The organism is Micromonospora sp. NPDC049366 (genome assembly GCF_044466625.1).
In the GTDB taxonomy this organism is placed as follows: domain Bacteria; phylum Actinomycetota; class Actinomycetes; order Mycobacteriales; family Micromonosporaceae; genus Micromonospora.
The window spans coordinates 24,108-50,846 of record NZ_JBITMV010000018.1; the positions used below are offsets into that span (position 1 = coordinate 24,108).

A 26,739-nucleotide genomic window follows, 5' to 3' on the forward strand; every position below is an offset into this window, starting at 1 on the left:
GGCCCTCTTCGTCACCCCGGCCGGTCACGCCGTCTACGGCGACGACGGCCTCTACCTGCCGTTCGCCCATTCCTACGGCGTGGGCGGGGAGCTGTGGCCGGAGGACTTCTGGGGCTCGCTGCCCGGCTGGTCGAGTACGCCCAGGACGAGGAGGCTGTCGTCTACATCGGCGAGTTCGCCGAGGACCGGCCGTTCCCGGACGCCGCCGACTTCCTCGATCTCCTGCACGCCTGAGGGGGCGCCACGCCGCCCGCGAACTGCCTCAGCGTGAGGTCGCCGTACGCCCGCCGGCGTCAGCGCGTCGGCGGCACGCGATCGTGCGGCGACGCCGTGTCGGGAAAGGTCTCGCGCAGCGCCGCGTCGAGCGACCGGCCGGTCGTGAGTTCGATGAACAGCTCGGCCAGCAGGAGGTCGCCGAGGTGGGTGAGGTTCACGCCCGACTCCTTCCGGCCGAGGGCCTGCAGCGCGCCGCCGCTTCGGAGGGCGGCTCGTGCGACGCCGGCCGGCAGGCGACCGACGCGGCGTCCCCGGCCGACCGCCTCGGCGATGCGCGCGATCATGTCGTGCCACGTGAGGTTCTCGTCCGCCACCGGGATGTCCGCGCCGCTGGCCTGCTCGAGGGCGTCAACCGTGACCTCGGCGACGCTGCACGCGGAGGCCGCCGCGGACCCGCCCACGGGGACGAGCAGGGGTGTGCGGGACCTCGCCCACCGGTCGAGCGGACCGGCCCAGTTCGGGAGCCGGTCGCCGACCCGGCCGAAGACGAACGGCAACTCCAGCACCGCGACCGGCAGGTCGGGGCCGGCCGCCGCCCGTGCCTCCCGCGCCTGCTCCACCCGGCACCGGATGTACGTGTGCCGGGCCGTCAGCCGCCACTGCGGATGCAGCCGGTCGAAGTAGGTGTAGTACGAGCCCATGATGACCCCGCGGCGCAGACCCTCTTGACGGGCCGCGGTGAACAGGCGCGCCACCGGCGCGACGATGTCGCGGTGGAACGCCGGGTGGATCGGCTTGCGCAGCGGCCGCTGCTCGTCGGTGCGGGCGGCGTACACCACGCCGTCGCAGCCGGCGAGCAGCGGCCGTAGCTCCTCGACCGAGGCGGACTCGACATCGAGCACGTGGTCGATGCCGGGACGGGCGGTGCGGGCCACGGTGCTCACCTCGTGGCCCCGCTCGCGCAGCACGTCCACGACGTGCGCGCCGATCAGCCCGCTTCCACCCACCACCAGGATTCGCACGTCCCATCGTCCACACCGGACCCATGGGGTTGTCAAGCCGGGAGCGGTGCGGAGCGTGCCGCCGCCCGGTTCACCCGTTCCGCGCTACGGCGCCGGGGCGCCGCTGACGATCAGCTCCACCCGTCTGTTCTCCGCCCGGTTGGCCGCGGTGCTGTTCGGAAGCAGCGGGGAGGCCTCGCCGTACCCCCGGACGCTCAGCCGGTCGGCGGCCACGTACCGCTGGACCAGGAAGTTCCGCACGGCCGTGGCGCGGTCCCGGCTGAGGGCGAGGTTCGACGCGGCCGAGCCGGTGGAGTCGGTGTGACCCTCGATGCGCAGCCGCGCGCTCGGGTTGGCGGTGAGGATCTTCGCCACGGTGCGCAGGGTCGCCTCGGACTCGGCGGTGAGCGAGGTGGTGCCGGTGGCGAAGGTGAGCCGGGGTAGTCGGTCCAGCTGAGGAGCGACGTCGGGAACCTCCATCCGGTCGACCACCGTGGCGCCGGTGCCCCGCGCGGCCGTCAGCACCGCGCTCCGGTCGACCTCCGAGCCGACCGCGCCGGTGAGGGTCAGGGTGCCGCCGCCGAGTTCCACCCGTACGCCGTCGGTGTCCCGGCCGAGGGCGTGCAGGACGGCGGGCAGGCCGGGCAACGCCGCGTCGGTGACGCGGGCGTCGACGGCGAGCCGGTTCTCGACGATGTCGACACCGAGGGCGGTGGCCGCGTCGACCAGCGCCGCCCGGGAAGCCTCGGTGGGCACGGTGCCGGTGACGGACGCCCGGCCGTCACGCACGGACCACCGCACGGAGGGCGCCTCGGTCGCCGTCGCGGGTGGCACCTCGGCCTGCGCCGCCCGTACGCCCTCCAAGTCCCGGACGATGCCGAGCGCCCGCTCGGCGTCGGCGGAGGTGGCGGCCGTCAGGGTGCCGTCGCGGCCGGTGAAGGCGACCCGGACGTCGGACAGGCCGGCCGATTGCAGGGCGTGCTGGGAGCGCTGGGTCAGGTCCACCTCCATGCGGTGCCGGTTGGGGAACTGCTGCACGGTGGCGAGGACGACGAGCCCGAGCAGGGCCACGATCAGCGCCACCAGCGGCCGGAGCTTCGCCTTGTCGGCTGGCGTGCGGCTCACAGGACGGCCTCCGTGTCCCGACCCGCCACCAGGCGCGCGGTGAGTTCGGCGAAGCCGACCTCGTCGCCGTCGGCGAGCAGTTGGGCCTGTCGACCCCAGGTGACCAGGCTGGGCGCGAAGGTCAGTCCGGCCGCCTCGATGGCGGTGCGACGCGTCGTGTTGTCGGTGGCCGCGAGTTGGGCGAAGGTGCGGATCCCGGCGTCGCGGAGCGCGGCGGCCATCTTCGGGCCGATGCCCTCGATGCGTTCCAACTCGTCGTTCCGGTCGACGGGTGGCTGCGTGGACCGGAGCGCGATCTCGGTGACCGGTTCGGCCCCGGCGGCCGGACGCGGATCGCCGTCGGTCGCCGGTGCGGCCTGCGCTGCTGCGCTCGGGGCGGGTGGTGAGGTCCGGTTGCCCCAGACGAGCCAACCGACGAGCAGCCCGAGAAGGAACGCTGCCAGGATGATGAGGAGCGACTGGTTGATGAACCAGGCCACGGTGAGGCCTCCAAGGTGAACGGAACGATGATGCGTCGCCCGACTCGATCGCGGGCCAGGAGGTGATCCGAGGGATCCGGATGCGGCTCTGGCGCGCGCGGGCACGCGGCCCCCGGCTCTGGGGCGCGGCTATCCTATGTGGACAGTCGTGTCGTTCCCGGTCCGGGCCGGTCGCATCCTGAGCACGGCTACGCCTCCAGCACCGTGATCCATTCGCCCGTACGCGGGCGGTAGCCGTGCCGGTCGGCCAGCCCGCGTACGATCGCCGGCACGTGACCGGCGCCGTAGACGACCGCCACGTCGATCGGCTCCGCGGAGCGCGTGTGGATCAGCTCGCCCAGCGCCGCCAGCACCCGCTCGTCCCGGTCACCGCCGAACGTGCGCTCGGCGTGCTCGGTGAGCTCGCTGTCGGCGTAGCTCTCGTCCCGGCCGGTGGGCAGGTCGTTCAGCTCGACCTCGGGCGAGAGCAGGCGTCGGGTGCCCTCGAAGAGCTGCGCCACGGTCACGAACGGGAGGGCGCACCACATCAGCAGCCGGTAGCGCAGGGGCATGGTCCGCCAGCTCCGGGTGAACTCCGCCGCCGTGACGTCCGGGGCGATCAGCTCGACGCCGAGCGAGCGGTACGGGATGGTGTCGACGACCAGCCCGGAGCGCCGGTTGACCGGCATCACCCGGTAGCTGAGGGTGAGGGCCCAGCCGAGGACCGAGCGGCCGCTGACACCTTCGACGACGAGCACGTCGCAGCGCCGGAGTCGTTCCGTCACCGCCGCGTAGAACTGCGGGCTGGCCACGTGCAGCATCGGGAAGACGACGATCTGCAGGCGGCTGCCGGGGCGGCGCAGGCGGATGACGGCGGAGCGGGTGCCGATGATGCTGTGCTCGATGATCTGCATGGCTGCCCACCTGGTGTGTCGGGCCCCGGAAGCCTCACGGTAGGTCCGGGCGACAACCGACCCCGGCGGGCGGCGGATACGGCGCCGGCCCGGTGGGAGACCACCGGGCCGGCGCGGTCGTGTCGTACGCCGGTCGACTACTCCAGCTTGCCGGTCGCGGCGAGGCGCTGGTACCAGTGCGCGCTCTGCTTCCAGGTGCGGACCTGGGTGTCGTAGTCGACCCGGATGATCCCGAAGCGGCGGTCGTAGCCGTAGCCCCACTCGAAGTTGTCCAGCAGCGACCAGACGAAGTAGCCACGGACGTCGACGCCCTGGGCGCGGGCCTCGGCCACCGCGGCGATGTGCCGTCGCAGGTAGTCGACGCGCCGGTCGTCGCGGATCGTGCCGTCTGCCTCCACCACGTCGTCGAAGGCGGCACCGTTCTCGGTGATCATCAGCGGCTGACCGGGGTACTCCCGGTGCAGACGCAGCAGCAGCTCGGTGAAGGCCGCCGGGTCGATGTTCCAGCCCATCGCCGTGTACGGGCCGGGCTGCGGCAGGAAGTCGACGTCGTCGGCGCCCACCCACGGGGTGGCCGTGGACTTGCCGTGCCCGTCCGCGTCGGAGCGCGGCGACACCCCGTCCCAGGCGCGGACCAGGGTGCTGGAGTAGTAGTTGACGCCGAGCACGTCCAGCGGCACGGCGATCACCTTCTCGTCGCCGGTCTGCACGAACGACCAGTCGGTGACCGCGGCGGTGTCGGCCAGCAGGTCGGCGGGGTACGCCCCGTCGAGCATCGGGCCGAGGAACGCCCGGTTGGCCAGCGCGTCGATGCGCCGCACGGCGTCCCGGTCGGCGGCGGAGTCCGACGCCGGCCGGATGACGTGCAGGTTCAGCGTGACCGACAGTTCGGCGGCCGGGGCGAGCTCCCGCACCACCCGCCCGGCGAGGCCGTGCGCGAGGTTGAGGTGGTGCACCGCGGCCAGCGCCGCCGCCGGCTCGGTGCGACCCGGGGCGTGCACGCCGGAGCCGTAACCCAGGTAGGCCGAGCACCACGGCTCGTTGAAGGTGGTCCAGGTGTGGACGCGGTCGCCGAGCGCCTCGACGATGCCGGCCGCGTACTCCTGGAACCGCAGCGCGGTGTCCCGCACCGGCCAGCCGCCGGCGTCCTCCAGCTCCTGCGGCAGGTCCCAGTGGTACATGGTGGCCACCGGGCGTACGCCGCGCTCCAACAGCCCGTCGACGAGCCGGGAGTAGAAGTCGAGGCCGGCCCGGTTGAAGGCGCCGGAGCCGCCGGGCTGGACCCGGGGCCAGGAGATCGAGAACCGGTAGGCGTCGAGGCCGAGGTCGGCGATGTGGCCGAGGTCCTCGGTGAAGCGGTGGTAGTGGTCGGCGGCCACGTCGCCGGTGTCGCCGTTGAGCGTACGGCCCGGGGTGTGGCTGTAGGTGTCCCAGATGGACGGTCCCCGGCCGTCCTCGGTCGCGGCGCCCTCGATCTGGTAGGCCGCCGTGGCCGAGCCCCAGACGAAGCTCTCCGGAAAGACGTTTTCCGTCATCGCCGTACCCCCTGTACCTCGCAGTCGTAGCCCGTCGAGGTGCCGTCGACCAGGTCGACGGTTGCCGTGCCGTCCTGGTAGCGCACCTCGAACTCCGCGCCGGGCCCGTCCGGCGACGGCACCCGCACCCGGGTCCGCTGGCCCTCCGCCGGAGCGAAGAGCCGCAGGCGCACCCCGTCGGCCCATTCGTAGTCGGGCCGGTCAGCGCGGGCGCCGAACGGTATCACCGCGCCCGGACGGGCCAGCACGGGCACGCTGTCGAACTCGTGCTTCTCGGTCACCCAGGCCGGCCCGGTGAGCTGCGCGCCGGTCACCAGGTGCGTCCAGGTGCCGGCGGGCACGTAGAAGGTGACCTCACCGTCGGCGTCCATCACTGGGGCGACGAGCACGTCGGGGCCGAGCATGTACTGCCGGTCGAGGTACGCGGCGGTCGGGTCGTCGGGGAACTCGACGACCATCGGGCGCATCATCGGCACCCCGTCGCGGTGCGCCTCCTCGGCGGCCGCCGCCAGGTACGGCATGAGGCTCATCTTGAGGCGGGTGAAGTGCCGCAGCACGTCGACGGCCTCCTCGTCGAAGGCCCACGGCACCCGGTAGGAGCCGGAGCCGTGCAACCGGGAGTGCGAGGAGAGCAGCCCGAACGGGATCCACCGCTTGAACACGGCCGGGTCGGGGGTGCCCTCGAAGCCGCCGATGTCGTGGCTCCAGTAGCCGAAGCCGGACGCGGCCAGGGAGAGGCCGCCGCGCAGCGACTCGGCCATCGACACGAACGTCGACTCGCAGTCGCCGCCCCAGTGCACCGGGAACTGCTGCCCGCCGGCGGTGGCCGAGCGGGCGAACAGTACCGCCTCACCCTCGCCGCGCTCGGCCTCCAGCAGCTCGAAGACCGCCTGGTTGTAGAGGTGGGTGTAGTAGTTGTGCATCCGCTGCGGGTCCGACCCGTCGTGCCAGACGACGTCGGTGGGGATGCGCTCGCCGAAGTCGGTCTTGAAGCAGTCGACGCCCATGTCCAGCAGCGCCTTGAGCTTGCCGGTGTACCAGGCCACGGCGTCCGGGTTGGTGAAGTCGACCAGCGCCATGCCGGCCTGCCACTTGTCCCACTGCCACACCGAACCGTCGGCCCGGCGGACCAGGTAGCCGGCGCGGCGGCCCTCCTCGAACAGGTAGGACCGCTGGGCGATGTACGGGTTGATCCACACGCAGACCTTGAGGCCACGCTCGTGCAGCCGGCGCAGCATCCCCTCCGGGTCGGGGAAGGTCGCCGGGTCCCAGACGAAATCGACCCAGTGGTACTGCCGCATCCAGAAGCAGTCGAAGTGGAACACCGACAGCGGCAGGTCCCGCTCGGCCATCCCGTCGATGAACTCGGTGACGGTCTTCTCGTCGTACGAGGTGGTGAACGACGTGGACAGCCAGAGCCCGTACGACCAGGCCGGCACGCGGGCGGGCCGCCCGGTCAGGGCGGTGTAGCGGCGCAGCACGTCCTTCGGGGTGGGCCCGTCGATGAGGTAGTAGGTGAGGGTCTGCCCCTCGACGCTGAACTGGTTCTGCGACACCACCTCGGAGCCGACCTCGAACGAGACGTGCTCGGGGTGGTCGACGAACACGCCGTAGCCGCGGTTGCTCAGGTAGAACGGCACGTTCTTGTACGCCTGCTCGCTGGCGGTGCCACCGTCGGCGTTCCAGATGTCGACGGTCTGCCCGTTCTTGACGAACGCGCCGAACCGCTCGCCGAGGCCGTAGACGGTCTCGCCGACGTCGAGGCCGAGCCGCTCGTGGACGTGCGCGCGGCCGTCGGCGTCGGTGACGAGCCCGACGCTGCGTTCGGTGGAGGAGGTGAGCAGCCGCTCGCCGTGCAGGAAATCGACCCGCCAGCCGTCGACGAGCGCGACCCGGGCGGTGAGTTCGCCGGTGGTCAGGGTGGCGGTGACGCCGGTGACGTCGACGGTGACGGGGTGCTCGCCGCCGCCGTTCAGCGCGAACGCGGGCAGCTTCGGGGTGCCGCCCAGGTGGTGGGCGATGGTCACGCCGACGACGCCGGGGGCGGGGGAGAAGAACCGGGCGGTGACGACCGGCCGGTTGAGGGTGCCACCCCGGCCGGGGATCCGGCCGGTGGGTGCGAAGACTGTGAACTCCCGGTCATCGGGCTCGACCGACTCGACCACGCCGGGGCGCAGCACGGTGACTCCCGGTCGTAGCTGCCAGTACCCGTCGGTGAACTTCACTTCTCGGCTCCTGCCGTGATGCCGCGCGAGAGGGTGCGCTGGAAGATGAGGAAGAAGAGGATCGCCGGTACGAGGCTGATCAGCGCGCCGGCGTTGGTGGTCGGCGCGTCCATCAACCGGTCGCCCTGCAACGAGGCGAGTGCGACCGGGATGGTCTGCGTGGAGTTGTCGATCAGCATGACCAGCGGGATGAGGAACTCGTTCCAGGTCCAGATGAAGAAGAAGATGAGCAGCACCGCGAGGGTCGGGCGCAGGTTGGGGAAGACCACCCGCCACAGGACCGTCCACTTGCCGGCGCCGTCCAGCGAGGCCGCTTCCAGCAGGGAGCGGGGGAACGTGCCGAGCACCGAGGCGAGCAGGTAGGTGCCGAACGCACTCTGGATGACGGTGAAGATGATGATCACCGCGAGCCGGGTGTTGTAGAGGCCGACCTGCTTCGCCACGAAGTACAGCGGGTAGATCAGCGCCTCCTGCGGCAGCATGTTGGCCAGCAGGAAGAGACCGACGATCCAGAGCCGGCCGCGGACCCGACCGATCCCCAGGGCGTACGCGTTGAGCAGCGACACGACGACGCCGAGCACCGCGACGGAGCCCGCGATGAGCGCCGAGTTCCAGAGTTTGAGCGGGAAGTCGACCTCGGTCCAGTAGGTCCGCAGTCCCTTGGTGTAGAACTCCGACGGCCAGCTCAGCGGCCCGCCGGTCGAGTAGTCCCCGGGCGACTTGAACGCGTTGAGCAGCATGAACGCGAACGGCACCAGCATGACGAGCGCGCCGAGGGTGACCAGGGCGAGGACGACCCAGCGGCTCGCGCCGCGGTGGTGGCGGTCGCGGACCGGCCGGGAGCGGCGGGTCACCGCGGGCTCGGCCGGTGTGAGTGTGACGGCCATGTCAGACCCCCCGGTCCTGGCGCTCGCTGCGGTACTGCATGACGATGAACACCACGGCCACCACGATGATGATCAGGGTGAGCACGGTGGAGATCGCGGAGCCGTAGCCGACCTGGAGCTTCTTGAAGAAGGTGTAGTAGGCGAAGTACGACGGCACGTTGGTGCTGTTCTCCGGGCCGCCGCGGGTCAGCGCGAACACCGGTCCGAAGACCTTCAGCGCGGCGATCGTGCAGGTCAACGCCACCACGAAGGTCTCCGGCCGGATCTGGGCCAGGGTGATGGCCCGGAACCGGTGGAACCAGCCGGCGCCGTCGACCTCGGCCGCCTCGTACAGCTCGGGGTCGATGCGTTGCAGCGCCGCCATGAACACGACGACGGGGTAGCCGATCTGGACCCAGATCATCACCGCCATGACGCTGGGCATCGCGGTGTCGGGGTCGCCGAGCCAGTCGTGGCGCAGCGCGCCGAGACCGACCGCGTCGAGCAGCCCGTTGAACGCGCCGTCGGGGCGCAGGATCCAGCCCCAGACGATGCCGGCCACGACGACCGGCAGCACCTGCGGCAGGTAGAAGGCGGCGCGCAGGGCCGCGGCGGTGCGCGGGCGGAACCGCCGGCCGATGACGTCGAAGAGCACGGCGGCGAGCACCAGCCCGACCACGGTGGGCACGACCACCATGGCGACGATCATCGCGAGGGTGTTCTTGAACGAGGTCCAGAACACCTCGTCCTGCATCAGGTTGCGGTAGTTGTCCAGGCCGACGAAGGTCGGGTCGCCGATGCCGGACCACTTGGTCAGGGAGAGGTAGACGGTGCCGACCAGCGGTGCGCCGATGACGAGCAGGAACAGCACCGCGCCGGGCAGCAGGTAGAGCCAGTACCCGGCGCCACGGCCGCGGCGTGCGCGGCGGGTAGCGGTCGGGGCGGGTGGCGTGGCGGTCCGTTCCGGGCCGGCCACGGTCTCGGGGAGTGCCATGGGAGATCCTTCCCGGCGGGGCGGGCGCGCCGGTGGTGACCGGACGCGCCCGCCGCTGGCCGTGTCACTTACCGGTGATCTCCTTGACGCCGTCCGCGTACGGCTTGGCGATCGTGTCGAGCACCTGGTCCGGGGTCTTGGAGCCGTTGATCAGGCCCTGGAAGCCGGAGACCAGCACGTCGTAGTAGCCGGGGACCGGCCAGTCCGGGTAGAAGGCCAGGCCGTCCTGCTGGCTGATCGTGTTGAAGTTCTCGATCAGCTTGCGGTCCTTCGGGTCGGTGATCTTCGACGCGTCGGCGGCGACCGGGACGCCACCGTTGTTGCCGATCAGCGCCTGGATCTCCGGGCGCAGCGTGATGTCGACGAAGTCGTACGCCAGGGACTTGGCCTTGCTGTTCGCCGGCACGACCCACAGGTTGCCGGAGGAGCCGGCCTGGAAGGTGTTGCCGGGGAAGAGGAAGGTGTCCCAGTTGAACTTGGCCTCGCTCTTGAACCGGCCGTACCACCAGCTGCCGGAGACGATCATCGGCGCCTTGCCGGAGATGAACGCGGTGCCCATGTCCTCGGCCTTCAGGCTCGCCGAGTCCTTGGCGACGTAGCCCTTGCGGACCCAGTCGGCGAAGGTGTCCGCGCCGTACTTCAGCGGGTCGGCGTGGAAGTCCACCGGGTTCTGGTAGAGCTGGTAGTTGTTGACGAACTGGCGGTCGGCCTTGGCGAGGGCGAGCTGGTAGAACAGCTGCCCGGCCGGGTATTCGGCGCCGGCCTCGGCCAGCGGCGTGACGCCCTTGCCGACGAAGGTGTCCATGGCGGCGGTGAACTCGGCCATCGTGGTCGGTACCTTGACGCCGTACCGGTCGAAGAGGTCCTTGTTGTAGTAGACCATCACGTACTCGCCGTAGTTCGGCACGCCGTACCAGTTGCCCGAGCCCATCACGCCCTTGTCGCTGTAGCGGGCCGTGGTCTGCAGGCTGGGGCTGAGCGCCTTGTCCCAGCCGCGCTTGGTGGCCTCCTCGCTCAGGTCGGTGAGCAGGCCCTGGGAGGAGAGCAGGCCGGCGGTCGCGTTGCCCTTGTTGTACTCCATGACGTCCGGGCCCTCGGACGAGTTGATGATCATGCCGGCGTTCTGCTGGATCTGCTCGAACGCCTTGCGCTCGAACTGGACCTCGACGCCCGGGTGCTCGTCCTTGAAGATCTGGATCGCCCGATCCCAGGCGATGCCCATCGCGCTGTTCGCGCTCTCGTAGTGCCAGAGCTTGAGGGTCTTGGCGTCGCTACCGTCGCCGCCCTCGCCGCCGCCGCAGGCGGCCACTGTGGTGGCCGCGGTCGCGGCGAGCGCCACCGCGACGACCAGCTTGCGGATACGCCTCATTGCTATCCTCCTGGTGAGTATCGAGCCGGTACTTACCTGCCCGTCGTCGCGTTGCAGCGCGGCGGCGGGCGCTTTGTCATGTGCCCGGCGGGCCGGAGCCGGTCGGGTCGATGCGGTGGCGGCCGTCGCGGGCCGCCGGGATGCGGTCGGTCGTGTCGTCGGTGCAGGCCGACGGGGTGGGCGCCGGGCCGGTCGAGCCGCGAATCTCCAACGTGCACGGCAGCAGCTGCTGGTGCCGTTCGTCGGCCCCCTCCAGGTGGCGCAGCAGCGCCTCGACCGCCAGCCGGCCGAGCGCCGACCCGGGCGAGGTCATCGCGGTCAGGGCGGGCGTGGCCAACTCGGCCACCTGCGGCGAGGTGACCATCGAGACCACCGACGCGTCGTCGGGAACCCGCAGCCCCCGGGTGGTCAGCTCGCCGAGGATCCCGAAGATGGCGCTCTCGTTCATGACCAGCACGGCGGTCAGGTCCGGCGTGCGGGCCAGCGCCGCGGCCAGGGCGGCCCGGCCACCGGCCGCGCTGTCCTCGGCGGGGATCATGAGCGGTTCCAGGCCGTGGCCGGCCACCGCCGCCACGAAGGCGTCCCGGGTGCGTACGGCCGGGCCGTAGCCGGCCTCGATGGTCGCGGCCGAGTGGTTGACGAAGACGATCCGGCGGTGCCCGAGCCCGACCAGGTGGGCGACGGCCTCCCGGACGGTCCGGTCGAAGTCGATGTCGACGTACGACAGGTCGCCGGTGTCGCCGGTGCGGCCGATGAGCACCAGCGGCACGCCGGCCTCCTGGAGCGCGGCCACGCGGGCGTCGCTGACCTGCACCTCCATGAGCACCGCGCCGTCGAGCATGCGCTGGCTCGCCAACCGGCGCAGGTCCTCGACGTCGGCGACGCCGACGGGGGAGAGCACCAGGTGGTAGCCGGCGGCGCTGGCCGCGGCGGCGGCCCCGGTGACGAAGGCGGTCTCGGTGGCGCCCAGGCCGCGCTCGTCCATCGGCATGAGCAGGCCGACGATCCGGCTGCGGCGGCTGGCCAGGCCGCGGGCCATCGCGTTGGGCTGGTAGTCGAGCTCGGCCATGGCCGCGAGGACCTTGTCGCGGGTGGCCTGGGAGATGGGGCGCGTGCCGGTGAGCACGTACGACACGGTGCTGACCGAGACCCGGGCGAGGCGCGCGACGTCATGCATCGTTGCCACCGCGCACCTCCTTTGGTCACGCTCGCCACCGGTAGTCGAAACGCTTCGACTAACCGTTTCGACGAACCGTAGGACACTGTTACGACGCCGTCAATAGCTGATGTCGAGAAGGATTCGCGCTCAGCGCAGGTCGAACAGGGTGGCGGCGTTGCCCCAGCAGACCGCCCGCAGCCAGTCGTCGCCGAGGTCGAGCCGGGCCAGGCCGGCGAGCTGCTCGGCGTACGGGTAGGGGATGTTCGGGAAGTCGCTGCCCAGCAGCACCTTGCCGGCCAGCCCCAGGTCCCGCAGCCGCGGCCGCTCGTCGGCGGGGAAGGGCGTGGACCGGTCGAGGAACGAGGTGAACGCCATCGTGGTGTCCAGCCGCACCCCCTCGTACGCCTCGGCGAGGTCCAGGAACGCGCGGTAGTCGGGCGCCCCGAGGTGGGCGACCACCGCGCGCAGGGCGGGATGCCGGGCGAGCACGGCGGCGAACGGCCCCGGCCCGGTGTGCGCGGTGCCCACCGGCGCGTGCCCGGCGTGCACCACCACCGGCACTCCGGCGTCGGCGAGCAGCCCCCAGACGGCGTCGAGGGCGGGGTCGGTGGGCGGGAACCCGCCGACCTGGATGTGAACCTTGAACACCCGGGCGCCGGCGGCCAGCGCCTCGGCCACGTAGCCGGCCGCCTCCGGCTCGGGGAAGAACGTCGCCGAGGGCAGGCAGCCGGGCGTTTTCCGGGCGAAGCCGAGCGTCCACCGGTTCAGGTCGGCGGCCATCCCCGGCCGGTGCGGGTACGCCAGCGCGCTGAACGCCCGCACCCCGAGCCGCCCCAGGTATGCGACCCGCTCGGCGTCGCTCCACCGGTACCGGATCGGCCACTCGGTGCCGACCAGCGGGCCCGCCGCGTCGAAGTACGCCCACACCCGGCGCAGCAGCCGGGGTGGCAGGAAGTGCACGTGCACGTCGGCGAGGCCCGGCAGGCCCAGGCCGCGCCAGAAAGCGGGAACCGCGGCGTCGCTCTCGGCGAGGCCGCGGTTCCGCGGAAAGGCCAGCCCCGCGCTGCGGGCGGGGCCGGGTGGGCCGGCATCGGGACCGGCCGGGTCGGTCATATCTCGATGTCGAACTTCTGCAGCACCGGCCGGGCGACCAGCCCGGCCGCGGCGAGCAGCGCGACGACGGTCAGCGCGGCGCGCAGCACGACCACCTCGGCCTTGCTGCCGGTGCGCAGCGCGATGCTGTTCGGCAGGCCGATCATCGTCCACATGCGGCGCTTGATCGGGATCGGCCACAGGATCGGCACCCCGGCCCGGGTGATCATGTCGCCGAGGATGTGCACGAAACAGCCCACCCCCATGGCGACGCCGATCATCGGGTAGCCCCGGCCGCCCGGCAGGTTGGCCCAGGTGAACCACGCGGCGGCGAGCGAGACGAGGGTGACGATCACCCAACCGGCCCGCTCGGCCCAGCGGTCGAAGAGGCCCCGCAGCGCCAGCCCGATCATGAAGAAGAGGACGCCGATGACCGCCCACTTGCCGTAGGCGGCGCACAGGGCGCTGGTGCCCCAGCCGACCAGCACGGTGAACGGGATGGTGTGGGTCAGCGTCCGGTGGCCGTTGTTGCGCTTCGGGTCCTTGCTCAGCTTGGTCATGTAGTAGACGCCGAGGGAGATCTTCTCCATCACCTCGGCGAAGAAGAGGCTGACCACCCCGAACGTGCGGGCGACGGTCGCGCCACCCTGGTTGCGGGTGACCTTGCCGGACAGGTCGAGGTCGGGGAAGAGCGCGCCGCCGGCGCAGACGGCGGTGCCGACCGCGAGCGCGAGCGGTGACTGGTGATAGTCCGCGAACTGGTCCAGGGCCCAGGATCCGGCCAACCACACCGCCGCGCCCGACAGCGCGTGCGAGGGTCCCATCATTGTCGGCTCACCTTCCCCAGGATCTTGAGCGCCAGAGCGAGATCACTTTAGTCAGAACCGGGGTCGGCGGGGCAATCGCCCGGACGGTCCACTCAGGAGTGTGGCCCGACCGCGGGCGTGAAGCTCTGCCGGATCATTGCGAAGTATGTCGCGTTGACCTGCCAGTCGAACTCTTTTGTCAACCATGAGACGGTGTACGCGCGCTCCGCCGACGTGTTCGCCAGCAGCCGTGCCGTGTGCACCCGCTCCCCGACGGCGTTGAGCCAGCCGCACTCCCAGACCGCGCCGCCGTCGAAGATGTCCATCGGGGCGATGTCCACCTTGTGGTAGCCCGGCAGTGAGCCGTCGCCGGTGAGCCGCCGCTCCTCGGCCCGCCACCAGGCCACCGGGTCGGCGCGGCGGTCGCTCGCCTCCACGCTGAGCACCCGGGCGCCGCCCGGCTCGCCGAAGCAGGTGACCGCGTCCTCGGTCCACTGCAGCCAGGAGATCGGCGCGGCGATCCGGAAGCCGCTGTCCGAGGTGTACCAGGTCCAGCCGGGCACCAGACGGAACCGCGCGCCGGGTGGCGGCGGCACCGACGGGACCGGGTTGGCGGCCGGCGGCGCCGGGGTGGCGCAGGCGAACGCGGCCGGTCGGACACTGCTCGCCCCGCCGCCGGCGCCGGACGGCGGTGACGCCGAGCGTTCCCGATCGGCCAGCGTGGCCGCGCCGAGCGCCGCGAGCAGCCCGGCGGCGACCGAGACCGCGGCGACACCGAGGCGTTGACGGCGGCGCCGGTGCCGGCGGGGAGCGTCGGCGTCCGTCCCTGCCGGCGGTCGTGCCGGCCTCGGCGCGTCGGGCGGCGCGGGAGGCATCCCGGGCCGGTGCGCGCTGCTCCCCGGCGCGGGGGCGTGCGGTCGGTCGGTGTCGGTCCCGGCCCGGTCGACCGCCTGCGCCGCGTGGCCGTGGGGCGGGTCGGGCGCGTCCGGGGCTGGGTCCGACTTGGCCGCGACGGCCCGCAGCAGCGGCTCGGCCTCGACGGCGGTGAGCCGTCGCCACGGGTCGCGCTGCAACAGGCCGGTCAGCACGGGACGCAGCGGCCCGGCCCGCAGCATCGGGTCCGGTGGCTCGGTGGCCAGCGCGGTGAGCGTCGCCATCGCGCTGGGGCGGGCGTACGGGGGCTGCCCCTCCACGGCCGCGTAGAGCGTCGCGCCGAGCGACCACAGGTCGGTGCGCATGTCGGAGACACCGTCGCGGGCGCGTTCCGGCGCGACGAAGTGCGGCGACCCGAGCACCATGCCCGGGCCGGTCACGCCGCCGTCCCCGCCGGCGAAGGTGGCCAGGCCGAAGTCGGTCAGCACGACCCGCCCGTCGGGGGCGACCAGCACGTTGTGCGGCTTCACGTCCCGGTGCAGGACGCCGGCGGCGTGGGCGGCGCGCAGCGCGGCGAGCACGGCGAGCCCGATCCGCGCGGTGCGGGACGGACCCAGTGGCCCCTCGTCGGCCACGAGCTGCTGAACCGAGCGGGACTCGACGTACTCCATCACGATCCACGGGCTGTCCCGGTCGTGGACGACGTCGTAGATGCGGACCACGTTGGGATGGTTGAGCCGGGCGGCGGTGCGTGCCTCCCGGAGGGTGCGCTGCCGGAGGTCGTCACGCTCGGCCCGGGCCAGCCAGGTGGGGAGCACGACCTCCTTGACCGCGACGTCACGGTGGAGCATCTCGTCGCGGGCCAGCCAGACCCGGCCCATTCCGCCGGTGCCGACCAGCTCCAGCAGCCGGTACCGGCCCGCGATCAGCAGCTCGCGCACCGCGCTCCCCCTCGGTCACCCCCGGTTACACCATAGCCACCACCCGGAGTTTTCTCATCCGCCGTGGACGGTCAGTCCGGCGGGCGGAAGCTGGCGCGCAGGGTCGACCAGTCGCGACCGGCGGTCGCCCAGTCGCGGTCGGTGGTGATCCAGCCCAGGGTCCACCCGGCGGCCGCGGGTGGTGTCGCGGGCACCCGCAGCTCGGCGTGCTGGCGGGTGCCGTGCGGGGCGGTCCACCGCAGCTCCCAGGCCGTGTCGCCGTCGACCGCGCCCAGCCGGACCTCGTGGTAGTCGGGCAGCGCCGCGACCGCGGCGGCCCGGTCGCGGACGCCACGCAGCCGTTGCGTGGGGTCGCCGGAGTGCGGGCCGGCGACACTCAGCGCCCGGCCGGTCGACGGGTCCTGGAAGCAGGAGACCCCACCCTCGCGGGAATAGAGCCAGCCGGTAGGCAGGGCCAGCCGGAATCCCATCGCGTCGGCGTACCAGTGCCAGCCGCGCGGAGGACGGAACCGCTCACCCGGTGGCGGGGTGCCGAGCGCCACGGGCCGGCCGACGATTTCCGGGCGGACGCACGGGAACGGCGGCGGGGGACGTCCCGGCCCGGCCGGGGGCGGCCACGGGCGCTCGCCCGGGAACCCGTCCGGGTCGCCGTCGGGCCCGCCCGGCGGTCGCATCGACGGCCGGTCGGTGGGGTCGCCGGTGGCGCGCGACGCGGCCCGGTCCCGGCCGTCGTGGTCGACGGTCACGGCGAGCGCTGTGCCCACCCCGGCCGCGGCGGCGACCAGCAACGCCATCGCGACCAGCCCCAGCCGTCGGGCCCGCCGCCCGCCGCGGACCGGGGACGCCGGTGCCGCCGCCGGCATGGTCACCGGGGCGTCGGCCACCGGGGTTTCGCCGGCCGGTCCCGGCGTCGACCGCGCCGCGCCGGTCCGGTCCGGGACCGGGGCGTCGGCCGTCCGCTCGGCCGGGGCCGGCGGGGCCGGCGGGGCCGGCGGGGCCGCCGCCGCGGCCGTGAGCAGGCGCCGGGCCTCGTCGTGGCCGAGGCGCGCCCCCGGCTCGCGGCGCAGCAGCCCGGTGAGCACCGGTTCCAGCGGACCCGCGTGCGGCGCCGGGTCCGGCGGCGCGGTCGCCAGCGCGGTCAGGGTGGCCATCGCGCTGCTGCGGGCGTACGGGGAGCGGCCCTCCACCGCCGCGTGCAGGGTGGCGCCCAGCGACCACAGGTCGGCCGCCACGCTGGACACGCCCTCGGCGGCACGCTCCGGGGAGACGTACTGCGGCGAGCCCAGCACCATGCCCGGGCGGGTCATCGCCCCGTCGCCCCCATCGAAGACGGCCAGCCCGAAGTCGGTGAGCAGCACCCGCCCGTCGTGCGCCACGAGCACGTTCTGCGGCTTCACGTCGCGGTGCAGCACCCCGGCGGCGTGCGCGGCGCGCAGCGCGGCGAGCACGGCGAGCCCGATCCGGGCCGCCCGACGCGGGTCGAGCGGCCCCTCGCCGTCCAGCACGTCCTGCAGGGTGCGCGACGGCACATACTCCATGACGATCCACGGCTCCCCGTCGACCTGGACCACGTCGTAGAGCCGAACGACGTTCGGGTGGTTGAGACGCGCGGCCGTGCGTGCCTCCCGCAGGGTGCGCGAGCGCAGCTCGGCCCGCTCGTCGTCGGCCAGCCAGGACGGCGGGACGACCTGTTTGACCGCGACGTCGCGGTGCAGCATCTCGTCGCGGGCCCGCCACACCCGGCCCATGCCGCCGCGGCCCACCAGGTCGAGCAGCCGGTACCGACCAACGATCAGCACCTGCCGCATCCTCCTCCGCCGCCGTCGACGTACACGATAGCCAGCGGATCGGGGATGACCTATCGGTCGTACGCCTCGCTCAGCAGGCCGCACCGCCGGTGAAGAGCAGATTTCCCTCCGGAATGGTGATGGCCGGACGGCCACCGGCGAGCCGGGCGGCGGCGCGGCGGGCCTGCAGCGGCCCGTGCTCGCGGCGGGCGGCGGCGTAGCAGGCGGCCGTGCGGGCGGCGATCGTGGCCCAGCCGTACCGCTCGCCGACCATGGTCCGGGCCCGCCGGGCCACCCGCCGGGCGAACACCTCGTCGCCGAGGAGTTGGTCGACGGCCTCACCGAGGGCGTCGGGGTCGCTGTGCGGGAAGGTCACCCCGGTCACGCCGCACTCGACGATCTCGGCCAGGCCGCCGGTGCGGGCCACGGCGAGCGGCGCGCCGGCGGCGGCCGCCTCCAGGGCGACCATGCCGAACGGCTCGTAGAGGCTGGGGACCACGGTCGCGTCGGTGGCGCCCAGCATCGCCGGCAGGCGTGTGGTGTCGAGGAAACCGGTGAACCGCACGGTCGATCCGAGGGCGAGCCGGCGCGCCTCCTCCTCCAGCTCACCGCGGTAGGGGCCGTCGCCGGCGATCACCACGCGCAACCCGGGGTGCCGCTGCCGCAGGTAGGGCACGGCGTGGACGAGGTGCTGCACGCCCTTCTCGTAGACCAGCCGACCGGCGTAGCCGACCAGCGGGCCGTCGCCGGCGAAGCGGGCCCGGGCGGCGGCGACCGCGCGGGGACGGGCCCGCCAGGCCCGGTCGTCGACGCCGTTGGGCACCACGTCGATCTGCCCGCCCGGCACGTCGAACAGCGTGCTCACCTGCTCGCGCATGTAGCCGGAGCAGGTGATCACCCGCGCCGAGGCGTTGCTGAGCCAGTGTTCGACGCCGTGGATGGTGCGGTTCATCTCCTCGGGGAGCCAGCCCTGGTGTCGGCCGGCTTCGGTGGCGTGGATGGTGGTGACCAGGGGCAGGTCGAGGTGCTCGGCGAGGGTGACCGCGGTGTGGGCGACGAGCCAGTCGTGGGCGTGGATGAGGTCGTAGTCGGCGGTGTCGGTGGCGCGGAGGGCGGCGCGGGTGAGGGTGTGGTTGAAGGCCATGGTCCAGGCCAGGAGGCTGTTGGTGGCGAGGGGGAAGGTGACGGGGTCTTCGGCGGCGCGGATGATGCGGACGCCGTCGGCGTATTCCTCCAGGGGTGCGCCGTCGGCGTGGCGGGTGACGACGGTGACGTCGTGGCCGGCGGCGGCGAGGGCGACGGAGAGGGCGTGGACGTGGCGTCCGAGCCCGCCGACCAGCACCGGCGGATATTCCCACGACAGGATGAGCACCCGCTGGTGCCGGGTGGGGAGGATGTCGATCACGTCGGCGTCAGGTGACATGCGGCCCCCTTTGAGTTGTCTCCGGGCGCGCGGCGGCCGACACCCTCGCTGGTGTCCGTCGTCGCGGCTGGATCGGCACCCATCCTGCCGGGAAGGAGATAACCAACGGCGACACGACCGTTGCGGTCGTGTAAAGCGCTACCGGCCGGCTCGGTGCGCGCGGAGCAGTTCGGCGACCGACCACGCCTGGAACGGGCAGCCCGTCGCGTCGTGCGGCGCGAGCCCGTCGGCGGTCTCGCTGACCGAGCCGAGACCGTACTCGGTCAGGTGCGCGTCGAGGCCCACGAACGCCTCGTCGACCGGCACCTTCGCCCGGCGGCAGGCGTCCACGAACGGCCCGAACAGCCACGGCCAGACGGTGCCCTGGTGGTAGCCGCCGTCGCGTTCGGCCGGCCCGCCCCGGTGCCGGCCGATGAACTCCGGGGCGTCGGGGGCGAGGCTGCGCGGCCCGAGCGGGGTGAGCAGCGCATCGGCGACGCGGCGGAGGGTCGCCTCGTCCGGCTCCAGCGGGGCGTACGGCAGGGACCAGGCGAGCAGCTGGTTGGGGCGCAGCGAGTCGTCGTCGTGGTGGGCGGACCCGCCCAGCGGGTAGGCGGGCGCGGGCGCGTCCAGCACGTCGTACAGCCAGCCGCCCGGCGCCGGGTAGCGGCCGCGGAACGAGTCGGTGGCCTGCGCGTGCGCCCGCCACAGCCCGGTCGCGTCCCGCCCCGCCAGCTCGGTCAGCTCGGCGACCCCGGCCAGCCCGTTGATCCACAACGCGTTGACCTCGACCGGCTTGCCGGTGCGTGGGGTGACCGGCACCCCGTAGACGCGGGCGTCCATCCAGGTCAACGCGGTCTCCGGGGCGCCCTGGGTGAGCAGCCCGTCGGCCGGGTCGACACCGATGCCGTAGCGGGTGCCGGCCTGGTGCGCGTCGATCACCGCGTGCAGCGCCGGCAGCAGCTCCTCGCCGAGGTCGGTGTCGCCGGTGACGGTCACGTGCCGGCTCACCGCGTGCAGGAACCACAGCGTCCCGTCGACGGTGTTGTACTCCACCCGGCCGGTGTCGGCGGTGTTGGCGAGCATCCCCTGCGACAGCGTCGCCGCGTACGAGCGCAGCAGCTCCCGGCCGAGGTCGGCCCGATTGGTGCAGAGGAAGAGGCCCTCGTAGGAGATCATCGTGTCGCGGGACCAGGTGCCGAACCACGGGTAGCCGGCGACCACGTCGACGGGCGACTCGGCGGTGCGGACCACGAACGCGTCGGCGGCCAACGCCAGGGTGGCCTGCACGTCGTCGGCGGGCTTCGCGGCGGCCACCACCTGCCGGTTGCGTCGCCGGGCCAGGGCCACGACCTCGGTGGCCGGGGGCGGCTCGGGATTCGCGTCGTGCTTCCACGCCAGCACGGAGACGGTGTCGCCGGGGCGGTGCAGGGTGTCGGAGAAGCGGCCCGCGCACCACAGGTCCTCCCGCGGGTGCAGGCCGCGGGCGGCCTCCTCGCGGTGGTGCACGCCGAGCCACCACTGGCCCTCGGGCGTCCAGCCGGGACCGGCGAGGCGGTAGGCGCTCTCCACGACCGCGCCGCCGGCCACCTGCTCGACCCGGGGAACCGGGCCGTCGGCGCGGCGCTCGCCGTGCGCGTCGCGCCAGGTGCAGGCCGCGGAGAGGTCGAGGCGGACCGGGCCGCCGGAGACCAGCCGGTGCACCACCGCCACGCAGGAGCGGCCGGGCAGCATGGCCACCTCGCGTTCGATCACCACGTCGCCGATGCGCCACCGCCACCGGGGCACGCCGTCGACGAGCGTGAACCGCTCCAGCAGCTCGAAGCCGCGCGGGTCGACGTCGCCGGAGGCCCACTCGTGCGCGCCGAGACGGACGCGGGCGCCGGAGGGGAGCGTCACGGCCGGGTCGAGACTGACCAGTCCCACCTTTCGGGAGGCCGGCGTGTCGCCGGCGACCACCAGCAGCCCGTGGTAACGGCGGGTGCGTAGCCCGCTGACGGTGCCCATGGCGTAGCCGCCGAGGCCGTCGGTCACCAGCCACTCGCGGGTCGCGCCGCTGGTCAGCTGGGTGCAGACCTGCGGGCCGAAGCTCACGTCGATCAACTTTCCTCCACCGGCCGCGGCGTGCCACACACCACGACGAGAATGGCCGCTGTGGTCAAGTCCCCCGGCGGCGTCCAAGATGTGCAGATGATCACTGAACGTTCGTCCTCCGACGCATCGGCTCCCGACGCCGAGCGGATCCGGCTGGCCCAGGCCGACTCCGGGGAGCAGGACTGGCGCGCATGGGGTCCCTATCTGTCCGAACGGGCCTGGGGAACGGTACGGGAGGACTACAGCGAGCACGGTACGGCCTGGGACTACTTCCCGCACGATCACGCGCGGTCCCGAGCGTACCGATGGAACGAGGACGGGATGGCCGGCGTCTGTGACGACCGGCAGACGTTCTGTTTCGCGCTGGCGCTGTGGAACGGGGTCGACCCGATCCTCAAGGAGCGGATGTTCGGCCTCGGCGGCGACGGCGGCAACCACGGGGAGGACGTCAAGGAGTACTGGTGGTACGAGGACTCCACCCCGACGCACTCCTGGATGCGGTGGCGCTACCACTACCCGCAGGCCGCCTTCCCGTACGACGAACTCGTCGCGGTGAACGCGCTGCGCGGCCGCGACGACACCGAGTACGAGCTGGTGGACACCGGGATCTTCGACGACGACCGGTACTGGGCGGTCACCGTCGACTACGCGAAGGCGTCCCCGACGGACCTGTGCATCGTGGTGACCGTGGCCAACCGGGGTGACCGGGCGGCGACGCTGCACGTCCTGCCCACCCTCTGGTTCCGCAACACCTGGGCGTGGGGGCTGCCCGGCGCCGATCGGGTGCCCCGGCTGGTGGGGGAGGGTTCCCGGCTGGTCGGGGAGCACTGGGTGCTCGGCCAGGTGCTGCTGGAGGGGGAGGGGACGCCGACCCCGCTGCTGTGCGACAACGACACCAACGCCGAGCGGCTGTGGGGTCTGCCCGGCCGGTCGCCGTACCCGAAGGACGGGATCAACGACCACGTGGTCAACGGCGCGGCCACGGTCAACCCGGACCGGGAGGGCACCAAGGGCGCGCTGCACTACGTGCTGGACGTGCCGGCGGGCGGGCAGCGGCAGATCCGGTTGCGGCTCACCCGTACCGCCCCGCCGCCGGCGGCCGGTCCGCCGCCCCCCGCCGACCTGGGCGACGGGTTCGACGCGGTGGTGTGGGCCCGCCGGGCCGAGGCCAACCGGTTCTTCGCCGGGATCATCCCGGCCGCCGCCACCCCCGACGAGGCCCTGGTGGCGCGGCAGGCGATCGCCGGGCTGATGTGGGGCAAGCAGTTCTACCACTTCGACGTGAAGCGGTGGCTGGAGGGCGACCCCGGGTCGACGCCGCCGCCGGCCGGGCGCCGGCACGGGCGCAACAGCCACTGGTGGCACATGACCAGCTTCGACGTCATCTCGATGCCGGACCCGTGGGAGTACCCGTGGTACGCGGCGTGGGACCTCGCGTTCCACTGCGTGAGCATCGCCCGCGTCGACCCGGCGTTCGCCAAGGCCCAACTGCTGCTCCTGCTGCGCGAGTGGTACCTGCACCCCAACGGGCAGATCCCGGCGTACGAGTGGGCGTTCGGTGACGTGAACCCGCCGGTGCACGCGTGGGCGGCGCTGAAGGTGTTCGAGATCGACGGCAGCCGCGACCACGAGTTCCTGGCCCGGGTCATGCACAAGCTGCTGCTCAACTTCACCTGGTGGGTCAACCGCAAGGACACCGGCGGCAACAACGTGTTCGAGGGCGGCTTCCTCGGGCTGGACAACGTCGGGCCGTTCGACCGGTCCGCGGCGCTGCCGGTGGCCGGTGTGCTGGAGCAGTCCGACGGCACCGGCTGGATGGCGATGTACGCGCTGAACATGCTCGACATCGCCATCGTGCTGGCCGAGCACGACCGCACCTGGGTGGACACGGCCACGAAGTTCTTCGAACACTTCGCGTACATCGCGGCGGCCGCGTACTCGCAGGGGCTGTGGGACGACGAGGACGCGTTCTTCTACGACGTGCTGCGGCTGGCCGACGGGTCGAAGGTGCCGCTCAAGGTCCGCTCGGTGGTGGGGCTGCTGCCGCTGGCCGCGGTCACCCGGCTCACCGCCCGTACGCTGCACCGCCTGCCCGAGTTGCACGCCCGGCTGCGGTGGTTCCTGACCCACCGGCCGGAGTACGCCGACGTCGTCGGCACCCGCCGGTTGGGCGCGGACGGGCGGCAACAGCGGCTGCTGTCCATGGTCGGTCCGGAGCAGATGGTGCGGCTGCTCGCCCGGATGCTGGACACCGACGAGTTCCTCTCGGAGTACGGCCTGCGCACGCTGTCCCGCGCCCACCTGGACAAGCCGTTCGCGGTCACCCTCGGCGGGCAGGAGTTCGCCGTCGGCTACGAGCCGGCCGAGTCCACCAGCGGCCTGTTCGGCGGCAACTCCAACTGGCGGGGCCCGATCTGGATGCCGACCAACTTCCTGCTCGTCAGCGCGCTGCGCGACTACGCGGCGTTCTACGGCGACGACCTGCAGGTCGAGTACCCGACCCGGTCCGGTGTGAAGCGGACGCTGCACGAGATCGCCGACGACCTGTCGGCCCGCCTGATCGCACTGTTCACCCGGGACGGCTGGGGCCGGCGTCCGATCTACGGCGCGGCCCAACTCTTCCAGACCCACCCGGACTGGCGGGACCTGATCTGCTTCCCGGAGTACTTCCACGGCGACAACGGCGCCGGGCTGGGCGCCTGGCACCAGACCGGTTGGACGGCGCTGGTCGCCGACCTGATCCTCACCCTGCGTCGCTGACGGCGGTCCAGCAAGAGTCGACTATCCGTCGCGGTCCGGCCGCATACCGTCACGGATCACTACGATCGGGCAGGTGTCCGAAGCTCCCGAAACGGACGCCGACCAGGCCGTACGTGACACCATCGTCGCGGTGGCCCGCCGGCTCGCCGAAACCGAAGGGTGGGCCGCCGTCAGCCCGCGCCGGCTGGCCGAACGCGCCGACCTGGAGCTCGCCGAGCTCTACCGGCACTTCGCGGACCAGCAGGAGGTGCTGGCCGCCGTCGCGGTCTGTGCCTTCGCCGACCTGGCCGCCGACCTCGCCGAGGCCCAGGCGGAGACCACCCGTGGTGCCGAGGGGGCCTGGCCGGAGGTCGTGGGCGCCTACCTCGACTTCGCGTACGCGAATCCGGAGGTCTACGATGTGATGCTGGTCCTGACGCCGGACCTGGCCCTCGGCGTCGACGGCGTACCGGCGGCCCCGCGGGCCGTCTTCGCCGAGCTGCGGGCCGCGCTCGCCCCGCTGGCCGAGGGTCGCGACCCGGACACCCTGGCCGAGGTGGGCTGGAGCCTGCTGCACGGCCTGGTGATGCTCACCCGCGGCGGCCGACTGCGCCCGGAGGCGCAGGAGGACCGGGAGGCGATGCTAGCGGAGCAGCTGCTGCGGTGGCCCACGACGAGCGCGGTCGACCGGTAATCGATTGCCCCGGTGTTCTCCCGCGGAGTGGAATGCGCTCTGGCACCGGCGCACGCCCGGTGATCGGGGCATGAGGAGGCAACGACATGACGGTGGACGCGACGGCGCGGCGGCGGGCGCAGGTGCTGGTCTTCGACGCGGACGACACACTCTGGGAGAACAACGTCGTCTTCGAACGCGTCATCGACGACTTCCTCGCCTGGCTCGAACATCCCACCCTCGATCGGGCGGAGATCCGGGCGATCCTCGACGACATCGAGCGGGCCAACACGGTGACGCACGGCTACGGGAGCAAGGTCTTCCTGCGCAGCCTGGGGGAGTGCCTGGAGCGGCTGCGCGCGCGGCCGGCCACCGACGCCGAGCGGCGGGAGATCGACCGCCTCGCCGTGGCGCTGGTCGAGCACAAGGTCGAGCTCATGCCCGGTGTGGCCGAGGCGCTCGACGAGCTGGCCGGCCGGCACGAGCTGCTGCTGCTCACCAAGGGGGAGCGCGCGGAGCAGCAGCGTAAGCTCGACGCGTCCGGGCTGCTGCACCACTTCCGGGCCGCGCACATCGTGCCGGAGAAGAACGTCGACACCTATCGGTGGCTGACCCGCGAGCACGACTTCGACCCGGCGGGTGCCTGGATGATCGGCAACTCCCCGCGCTCGGACATCCTGCCCGCCCGGGCGGCCGGCCTGAACGCGGTCTTCATCCCGAACGAGAACACCTGGGTGCTGGAGGACGAGGAGCTGGACCCCACCGACGCGCGGGTGCTGCGCCTGGCCGCCTTCCCAGACCTGCTCCGGCATTTCTGACCCGCCCGCCGGCCCCGCCGTCGTGGGTGCGTCTCGACCCGAAACAGCGTCGCCGGCAGGCCCGTCGTTACGCGGACATGCCGGTTTTCCCCGTTGAGATCAATCACCGTCCCGCAGGCTCCGACGCTGCTTGTCCGGCCCCTCGCCGCATGCCTAGATTGAGCCCCGCGCCCGCGGCTGCTCGGGGTGAGACGGGGGCGCGCCGACGTCCGGTAGGTGGGCACCGTGGAGCTGAGTGCATGCGGGCCGGCTCGTCATGTCAGATCCGCCGTGGGCGTCGTGCCACGCCCGCGTCGGTGGACACGACGATCTCCGCTACCACACCGGACGGCCGGGGTCAGGACCGGGGAGTTGCGGACCCGGTCCTGACCCGTCCCGCTGCCGCCGGCCGGCTCGTCCCGGATGGTGGACAGCGGTGGCCGGATGCCTTCTCTCACAGTCGCTGAGCAGGACGAACCTGTTGATCTAGCCTGGTCCGGCGGGGCAGGCCACGCCAGGAGCGCCCACCGGCGCCGGGGATCGGCGCTCGCCCGCGTTCGCATACAGGGGGGGACGTCAGTGATCAAGACCAAGGTGTCGCGGGTGCGCCCGGACAAGGTCGACCAGCTCAAGGCCTGGCTCGCCGAGGGCATGCGCCGCTCCGACGAGATCCGGGAGACCTTCGTCGCCGAGGGCGTCACCCACGAGCAGGGCTTCCTGCTCACCACGGCGGACGGGCCGGTGTTCGTCCACGTCGTGGAGTGCGCCGACTACGACGCCGCCGTACGGGCCTTCCAGGACTCGCCGTTCCCGATCGACGCCGAGCACAAGGCGGTCCTCGCCGAGGTGCTCGACGGTGAGGTGGACGTGCCGCTGCTCATCGACGTGCGCCTCTGATCGGCGCCCGGGTCGCCGTGGTCAGACGTTCGTGCCGCGCACGATCGCCACGGCGACCCGGCAGAACTCGTCCATGTCGGGGTTGAAGCCGGCGGCGATGTCCGGGTGCAGGCCGGCCCGGGTCTCGTCGAGCAGCCGCTGGCACACCTGCTCGACGGGCTCACCCGCGTAGCCGGCCCGGACCCGTTCGGTGGCCGCCTGGAGCGCCGAGGTCAGCTGATCCTCGAGCGGGCCGCGCAGCTTCCGCTGCACGGGGTCGAGCCCGCGCGGGTCGAGCGTGACATGTGGCTCCTGCATGGCGCTCCCTTCGTCGGCGTCCGCGATACCCCACCGGGGTCGACGGTCAAACCACCTGCGGTACGGCGGCCACCCGCACCTGGTACGAGAAGTCCTCGGCCGGCTCCTCGGCGTACGACAGCCGGCGGATCTGCCGATCGTCGTCGTAGAGGGCGACGTCGACGAGGACCCCGAGGTGGGCCAGGCCGATCGTCGCCACCCGCTTCTTGTTCTGCAGCACCGCGCACACCCCGCCGAGCAGGGTGCTCGCGTCCGAGGTGCGGTGCCCGGGCGGACAGCGGAAGACCACGTCCACCTCGACCGGCCCGGTCAGCGGCGTCCAGCCGGTCTGCTGGGCCGCGGCGCAGGCCGCTTCGAGCAGGGCGCGGACCCTCGTCGCCTGCCGGTGTCCGGCGGCGAAGATGGACAGCGCCTCGGTTTTGACCGGTGGCAGGCCGCTCACCTCGAACGTCAGGGCGAGAGCGCGGGTGTCCTGCACG

23 protein-coding genes are annotated in these 26,739 nt (G+C 72.8%); 5 read left to right on the forward strand and 18 right to left on the reverse strand.

Going from position 1 to position 26,739, the window contains the following annotated elements; translation table 11 throughout:
- Positions 1-93 precede the first annotated feature (93 nt).
- On the forward strand, positions 94-234 hold the full coding sequence (locus ACIBTV_RS24085; protein ID WP_396708292.1) for a hypothetical protein: 141 nt from the start codon (positions 94-96) through the stop codon (positions 232-234).
- A 59-nt stretch (positions 235-293) separates the two neighbouring features.
- Here ACIBTV_RS24085 and ACIBTV_RS24090 read toward each other — a convergent pair whose 3' ends face one another.
- The 16 genes from ACIBTV_RS24090 to ACIBTV_RS24165 all read right to left on the reverse strand — a co-directional run bounded on the left by ACIBTV_RS24090 (position 294) and on the right by ACIBTV_RS24165 (position 20,866).
- The gene (locus tag ACIBTV_RS24090) at positions 294-1,238 is read right to left on the reverse strand and encodes an NAD-dependent epimerase/dehydratase family protein (RefSeq protein WP_396708294.1); all 945 of its coding nucleotides are present in this window, start codon (positions 1,236-1,238) and stop codon (positions 294-296) included.
- Between the two features lie 84 nt (positions 1,239-1,322).
- Entirely contained in the window at positions 1,323-2,342 is a 1,020-nt protein-coding gene (locus ACIBTV_RS24095) for an OmpA family protein (RefSeq protein ID WP_396708296.1), read from the reverse strand.
- On the reverse strand, positions 2,339-2,821 hold the full coding sequence (locus ACIBTV_RS24100) for a helix-hairpin-helix domain-containing protein (RefSeq protein ID WP_396708298.1): 483 nt from the start codon (positions 2,819-2,821) through the stop codon (positions 2,339-2,341). Before ACIBTV_RS24100 ends, ACIBTV_RS24095 begins: the two co-directional genes overlap by 4 nt.
- Before the next feature lie 188 nt (positions 2,822-3,009).
- Positions 3,010-3,714, reverse strand: coding sequence for a hypothetical protein (locus ACIBTV_RS24105; protein ID WP_396708300.1), 705 nt, complete (start codon positions 3,712-3,714; stop codon positions 3,010-3,012).
- Positions 3,715-3,851: 137 nt separating this feature from the next.
- Positions 3,852-5,249: a GH1 family beta-glucosidase gene (locus ACIBTV_RS24110; protein ID WP_396708302.1), complete on the reverse strand. Its 1,398-nt coding sequence runs from the start codon at positions 5,247-5,249 to the stop codon at positions 3,852-3,854.
- Positions 5,246-7,474, reverse strand: coding sequence for an alpha-xylosidase (yicI, locus tag ACIBTV_RS24115; protein ID WP_396708304.1), 2,229 nt, complete (start codon positions 7,472-7,474; stop codon positions 5,246-5,248). Before yicI ends, ACIBTV_RS24110 begins: the two co-directional genes overlap by 4 nt.
- A complete protein-coding gene (locus ACIBTV_RS24120) occupies positions 7,471-8,361 on the reverse strand; it encodes a carbohydrate ABC transporter permease (protein ID WP_396708306.1) in 891 nt (296 codons plus the stop codon). Before ACIBTV_RS24120 ends, yicI begins: the two co-directional genes overlap by 4 nt.
- Before the next feature lies 1 nt (position 8,362).
- On the reverse strand, positions 8,363-9,334 hold the full coding sequence (locus ACIBTV_RS24125; protein WP_396708308.1) for a carbohydrate ABC transporter permease: 972 nt from the start codon (positions 9,332-9,334) through the stop codon (positions 8,363-8,365).
- A 64-nt stretch (positions 9,335-9,398) separates the two neighbouring features.
- Positions 9,399-10,703 carry an ABC transporter substrate-binding protein gene (locus ACIBTV_RS24130; RefSeq protein ID WP_396708310.1) on the reverse strand — a complete coding sequence of 435 codons (1,305 nt, stop codon included), beginning with the start codon at positions 10,701-10,703 and terminating at the stop codon, positions 9,399-9,401.
- Between the two features lie 76 nt (positions 10,704-10,779).
- A complete protein-coding gene (locus ACIBTV_RS24135; protein WP_396708481.1) occupies positions 10,780-11,880 on the reverse strand; it encodes a LacI family DNA-binding transcriptional regulator in 1,101 nt (366 codons plus the stop codon).
- A 129-nt stretch (positions 11,881-12,009) separates the two neighbouring features.
- Positions 12,010-12,975, reverse strand: a complete 966-nt coding sequence (locus ACIBTV_RS24140) for an amidohydrolase family protein (protein ID WP_396708312.1) — start codon at positions 12,973-12,975, stop codon at positions 12,010-12,012.
- Positions 12,972-13,781: a metal-dependent hydrolase gene (locus ACIBTV_RS24145; protein WP_396708314.1), complete on the reverse strand. Its 810-nt coding sequence runs from the start codon at positions 13,779-13,781 to the stop codon at positions 12,972-12,974. Before ACIBTV_RS24145 ends, ACIBTV_RS24140 begins: the two co-directional genes overlap by 4 nt.
- Before the next feature lie 92 nt (positions 13,782-13,873).
- Positions 13,874-15,574 carry a serine/threonine-protein kinase gene (locus ACIBTV_RS24150; protein ID WP_396708316.1) on the reverse strand — a complete coding sequence of 567 codons (1,701 nt, stop codon included), beginning with the start codon at positions 15,572-15,574 and terminating at the stop codon, positions 13,874-13,876.
- A 71-nt stretch (positions 15,575-15,645) separates the two neighbouring features.
- Positions 15,646-17,382 carry a serine/threonine-protein kinase gene (locus tag ACIBTV_RS24155; protein ID WP_396708318.1) on the reverse strand — a complete coding sequence of 579 codons (1,737 nt, stop codon included), beginning with the start codon at positions 17,380-17,382 and terminating at the stop codon, positions 15,646-15,648.
- Between the two features lie 70 nt (positions 17,383-17,452).
- A complete protein-coding gene (locus tag ACIBTV_RS24160; protein WP_396708320.1) occupies positions 17,453-18,784 on the reverse strand; it encodes a glycosyltransferase family 4 protein in 1,332 nt (443 codons plus the stop codon).
- Positions 18,785-18,922: 138 nt separating this feature from the next.
- Positions 18,923-20,866: an amylo-alpha-1,6-glucosidase gene (locus ACIBTV_RS24165; protein ID WP_396708322.1), complete on the reverse strand. Its 1,944-nt coding sequence runs from the start codon at positions 20,864-20,866 to the stop codon at positions 18,923-18,925.
- 87 nt (positions 20,867-20,953) lie between these two features.
- On the opposite strand from ACIBTV_RS24165, the gene ACIBTV_RS24170 reads away from it, so the two are divergent.
- From ACIBTV_RS24170 to ACIBTV_RS24185, 4 genes are all read left to right on the forward strand, one after another.
- Positions 20,954-23,617, forward strand: a complete 2,664-nt coding sequence (locus tag ACIBTV_RS24170; RefSeq protein WP_396708324.1) for an MGH1-like glycoside hydrolase domain-containing protein — start codon at positions 20,954-20,956, stop codon at positions 23,615-23,617.
- Between the two features lie 73 nt (positions 23,618-23,690).
- Complete coding sequence (locus ACIBTV_RS24175; RefSeq protein WP_396708326.1) at positions 23,691-24,290, forward strand: TetR/AcrR family transcriptional regulator; 600 nt, start codon at positions 23,691-23,693, stop codon at positions 24,288-24,290.
- Between the two features lie 86 nt (positions 24,291-24,376).
- On the forward strand, positions 24,377-25,087 hold the full coding sequence (locus tag ACIBTV_RS24180) for an HAD family hydrolase (RefSeq protein ID WP_396708328.1): 711 nt from the start codon (positions 24,377-24,379) through the stop codon (positions 25,085-25,087).
- Positions 25,088-25,645: 558 nt separating this feature from the next.
- Complete coding sequence (locus ACIBTV_RS24185) at positions 25,646-25,963, forward strand: DUF6176 family protein (protein WP_396708330.1); 318 nt, start codon at positions 25,646-25,648, stop codon at positions 25,961-25,963.
- A 21-nt stretch (positions 25,964-25,984) separates the two neighbouring features.
- Here the strand turns inward: ACIBTV_RS24185 and ACIBTV_RS24190 are convergent, their stop codons facing one another.
- Positions 25,985-26,260, reverse strand: a complete 276-nt coding sequence (locus ACIBTV_RS24190; RefSeq protein WP_396708332.1) for a hypothetical protein — start codon at positions 26,258-26,260, stop codon at positions 25,985-25,987.
- A gap of 46 nt (positions 26,261-26,306) precedes the next feature.
- Positions 26,307-26,738: a hypothetical protein gene (locus ACIBTV_RS24195; RefSeq protein WP_396708334.1), complete on the reverse strand. Its 432-nt coding sequence runs from the start codon at positions 26,736-26,738 to the stop codon at positions 26,307-26,309.
- Position 26,739: the final 1 nt, after the last annotated feature.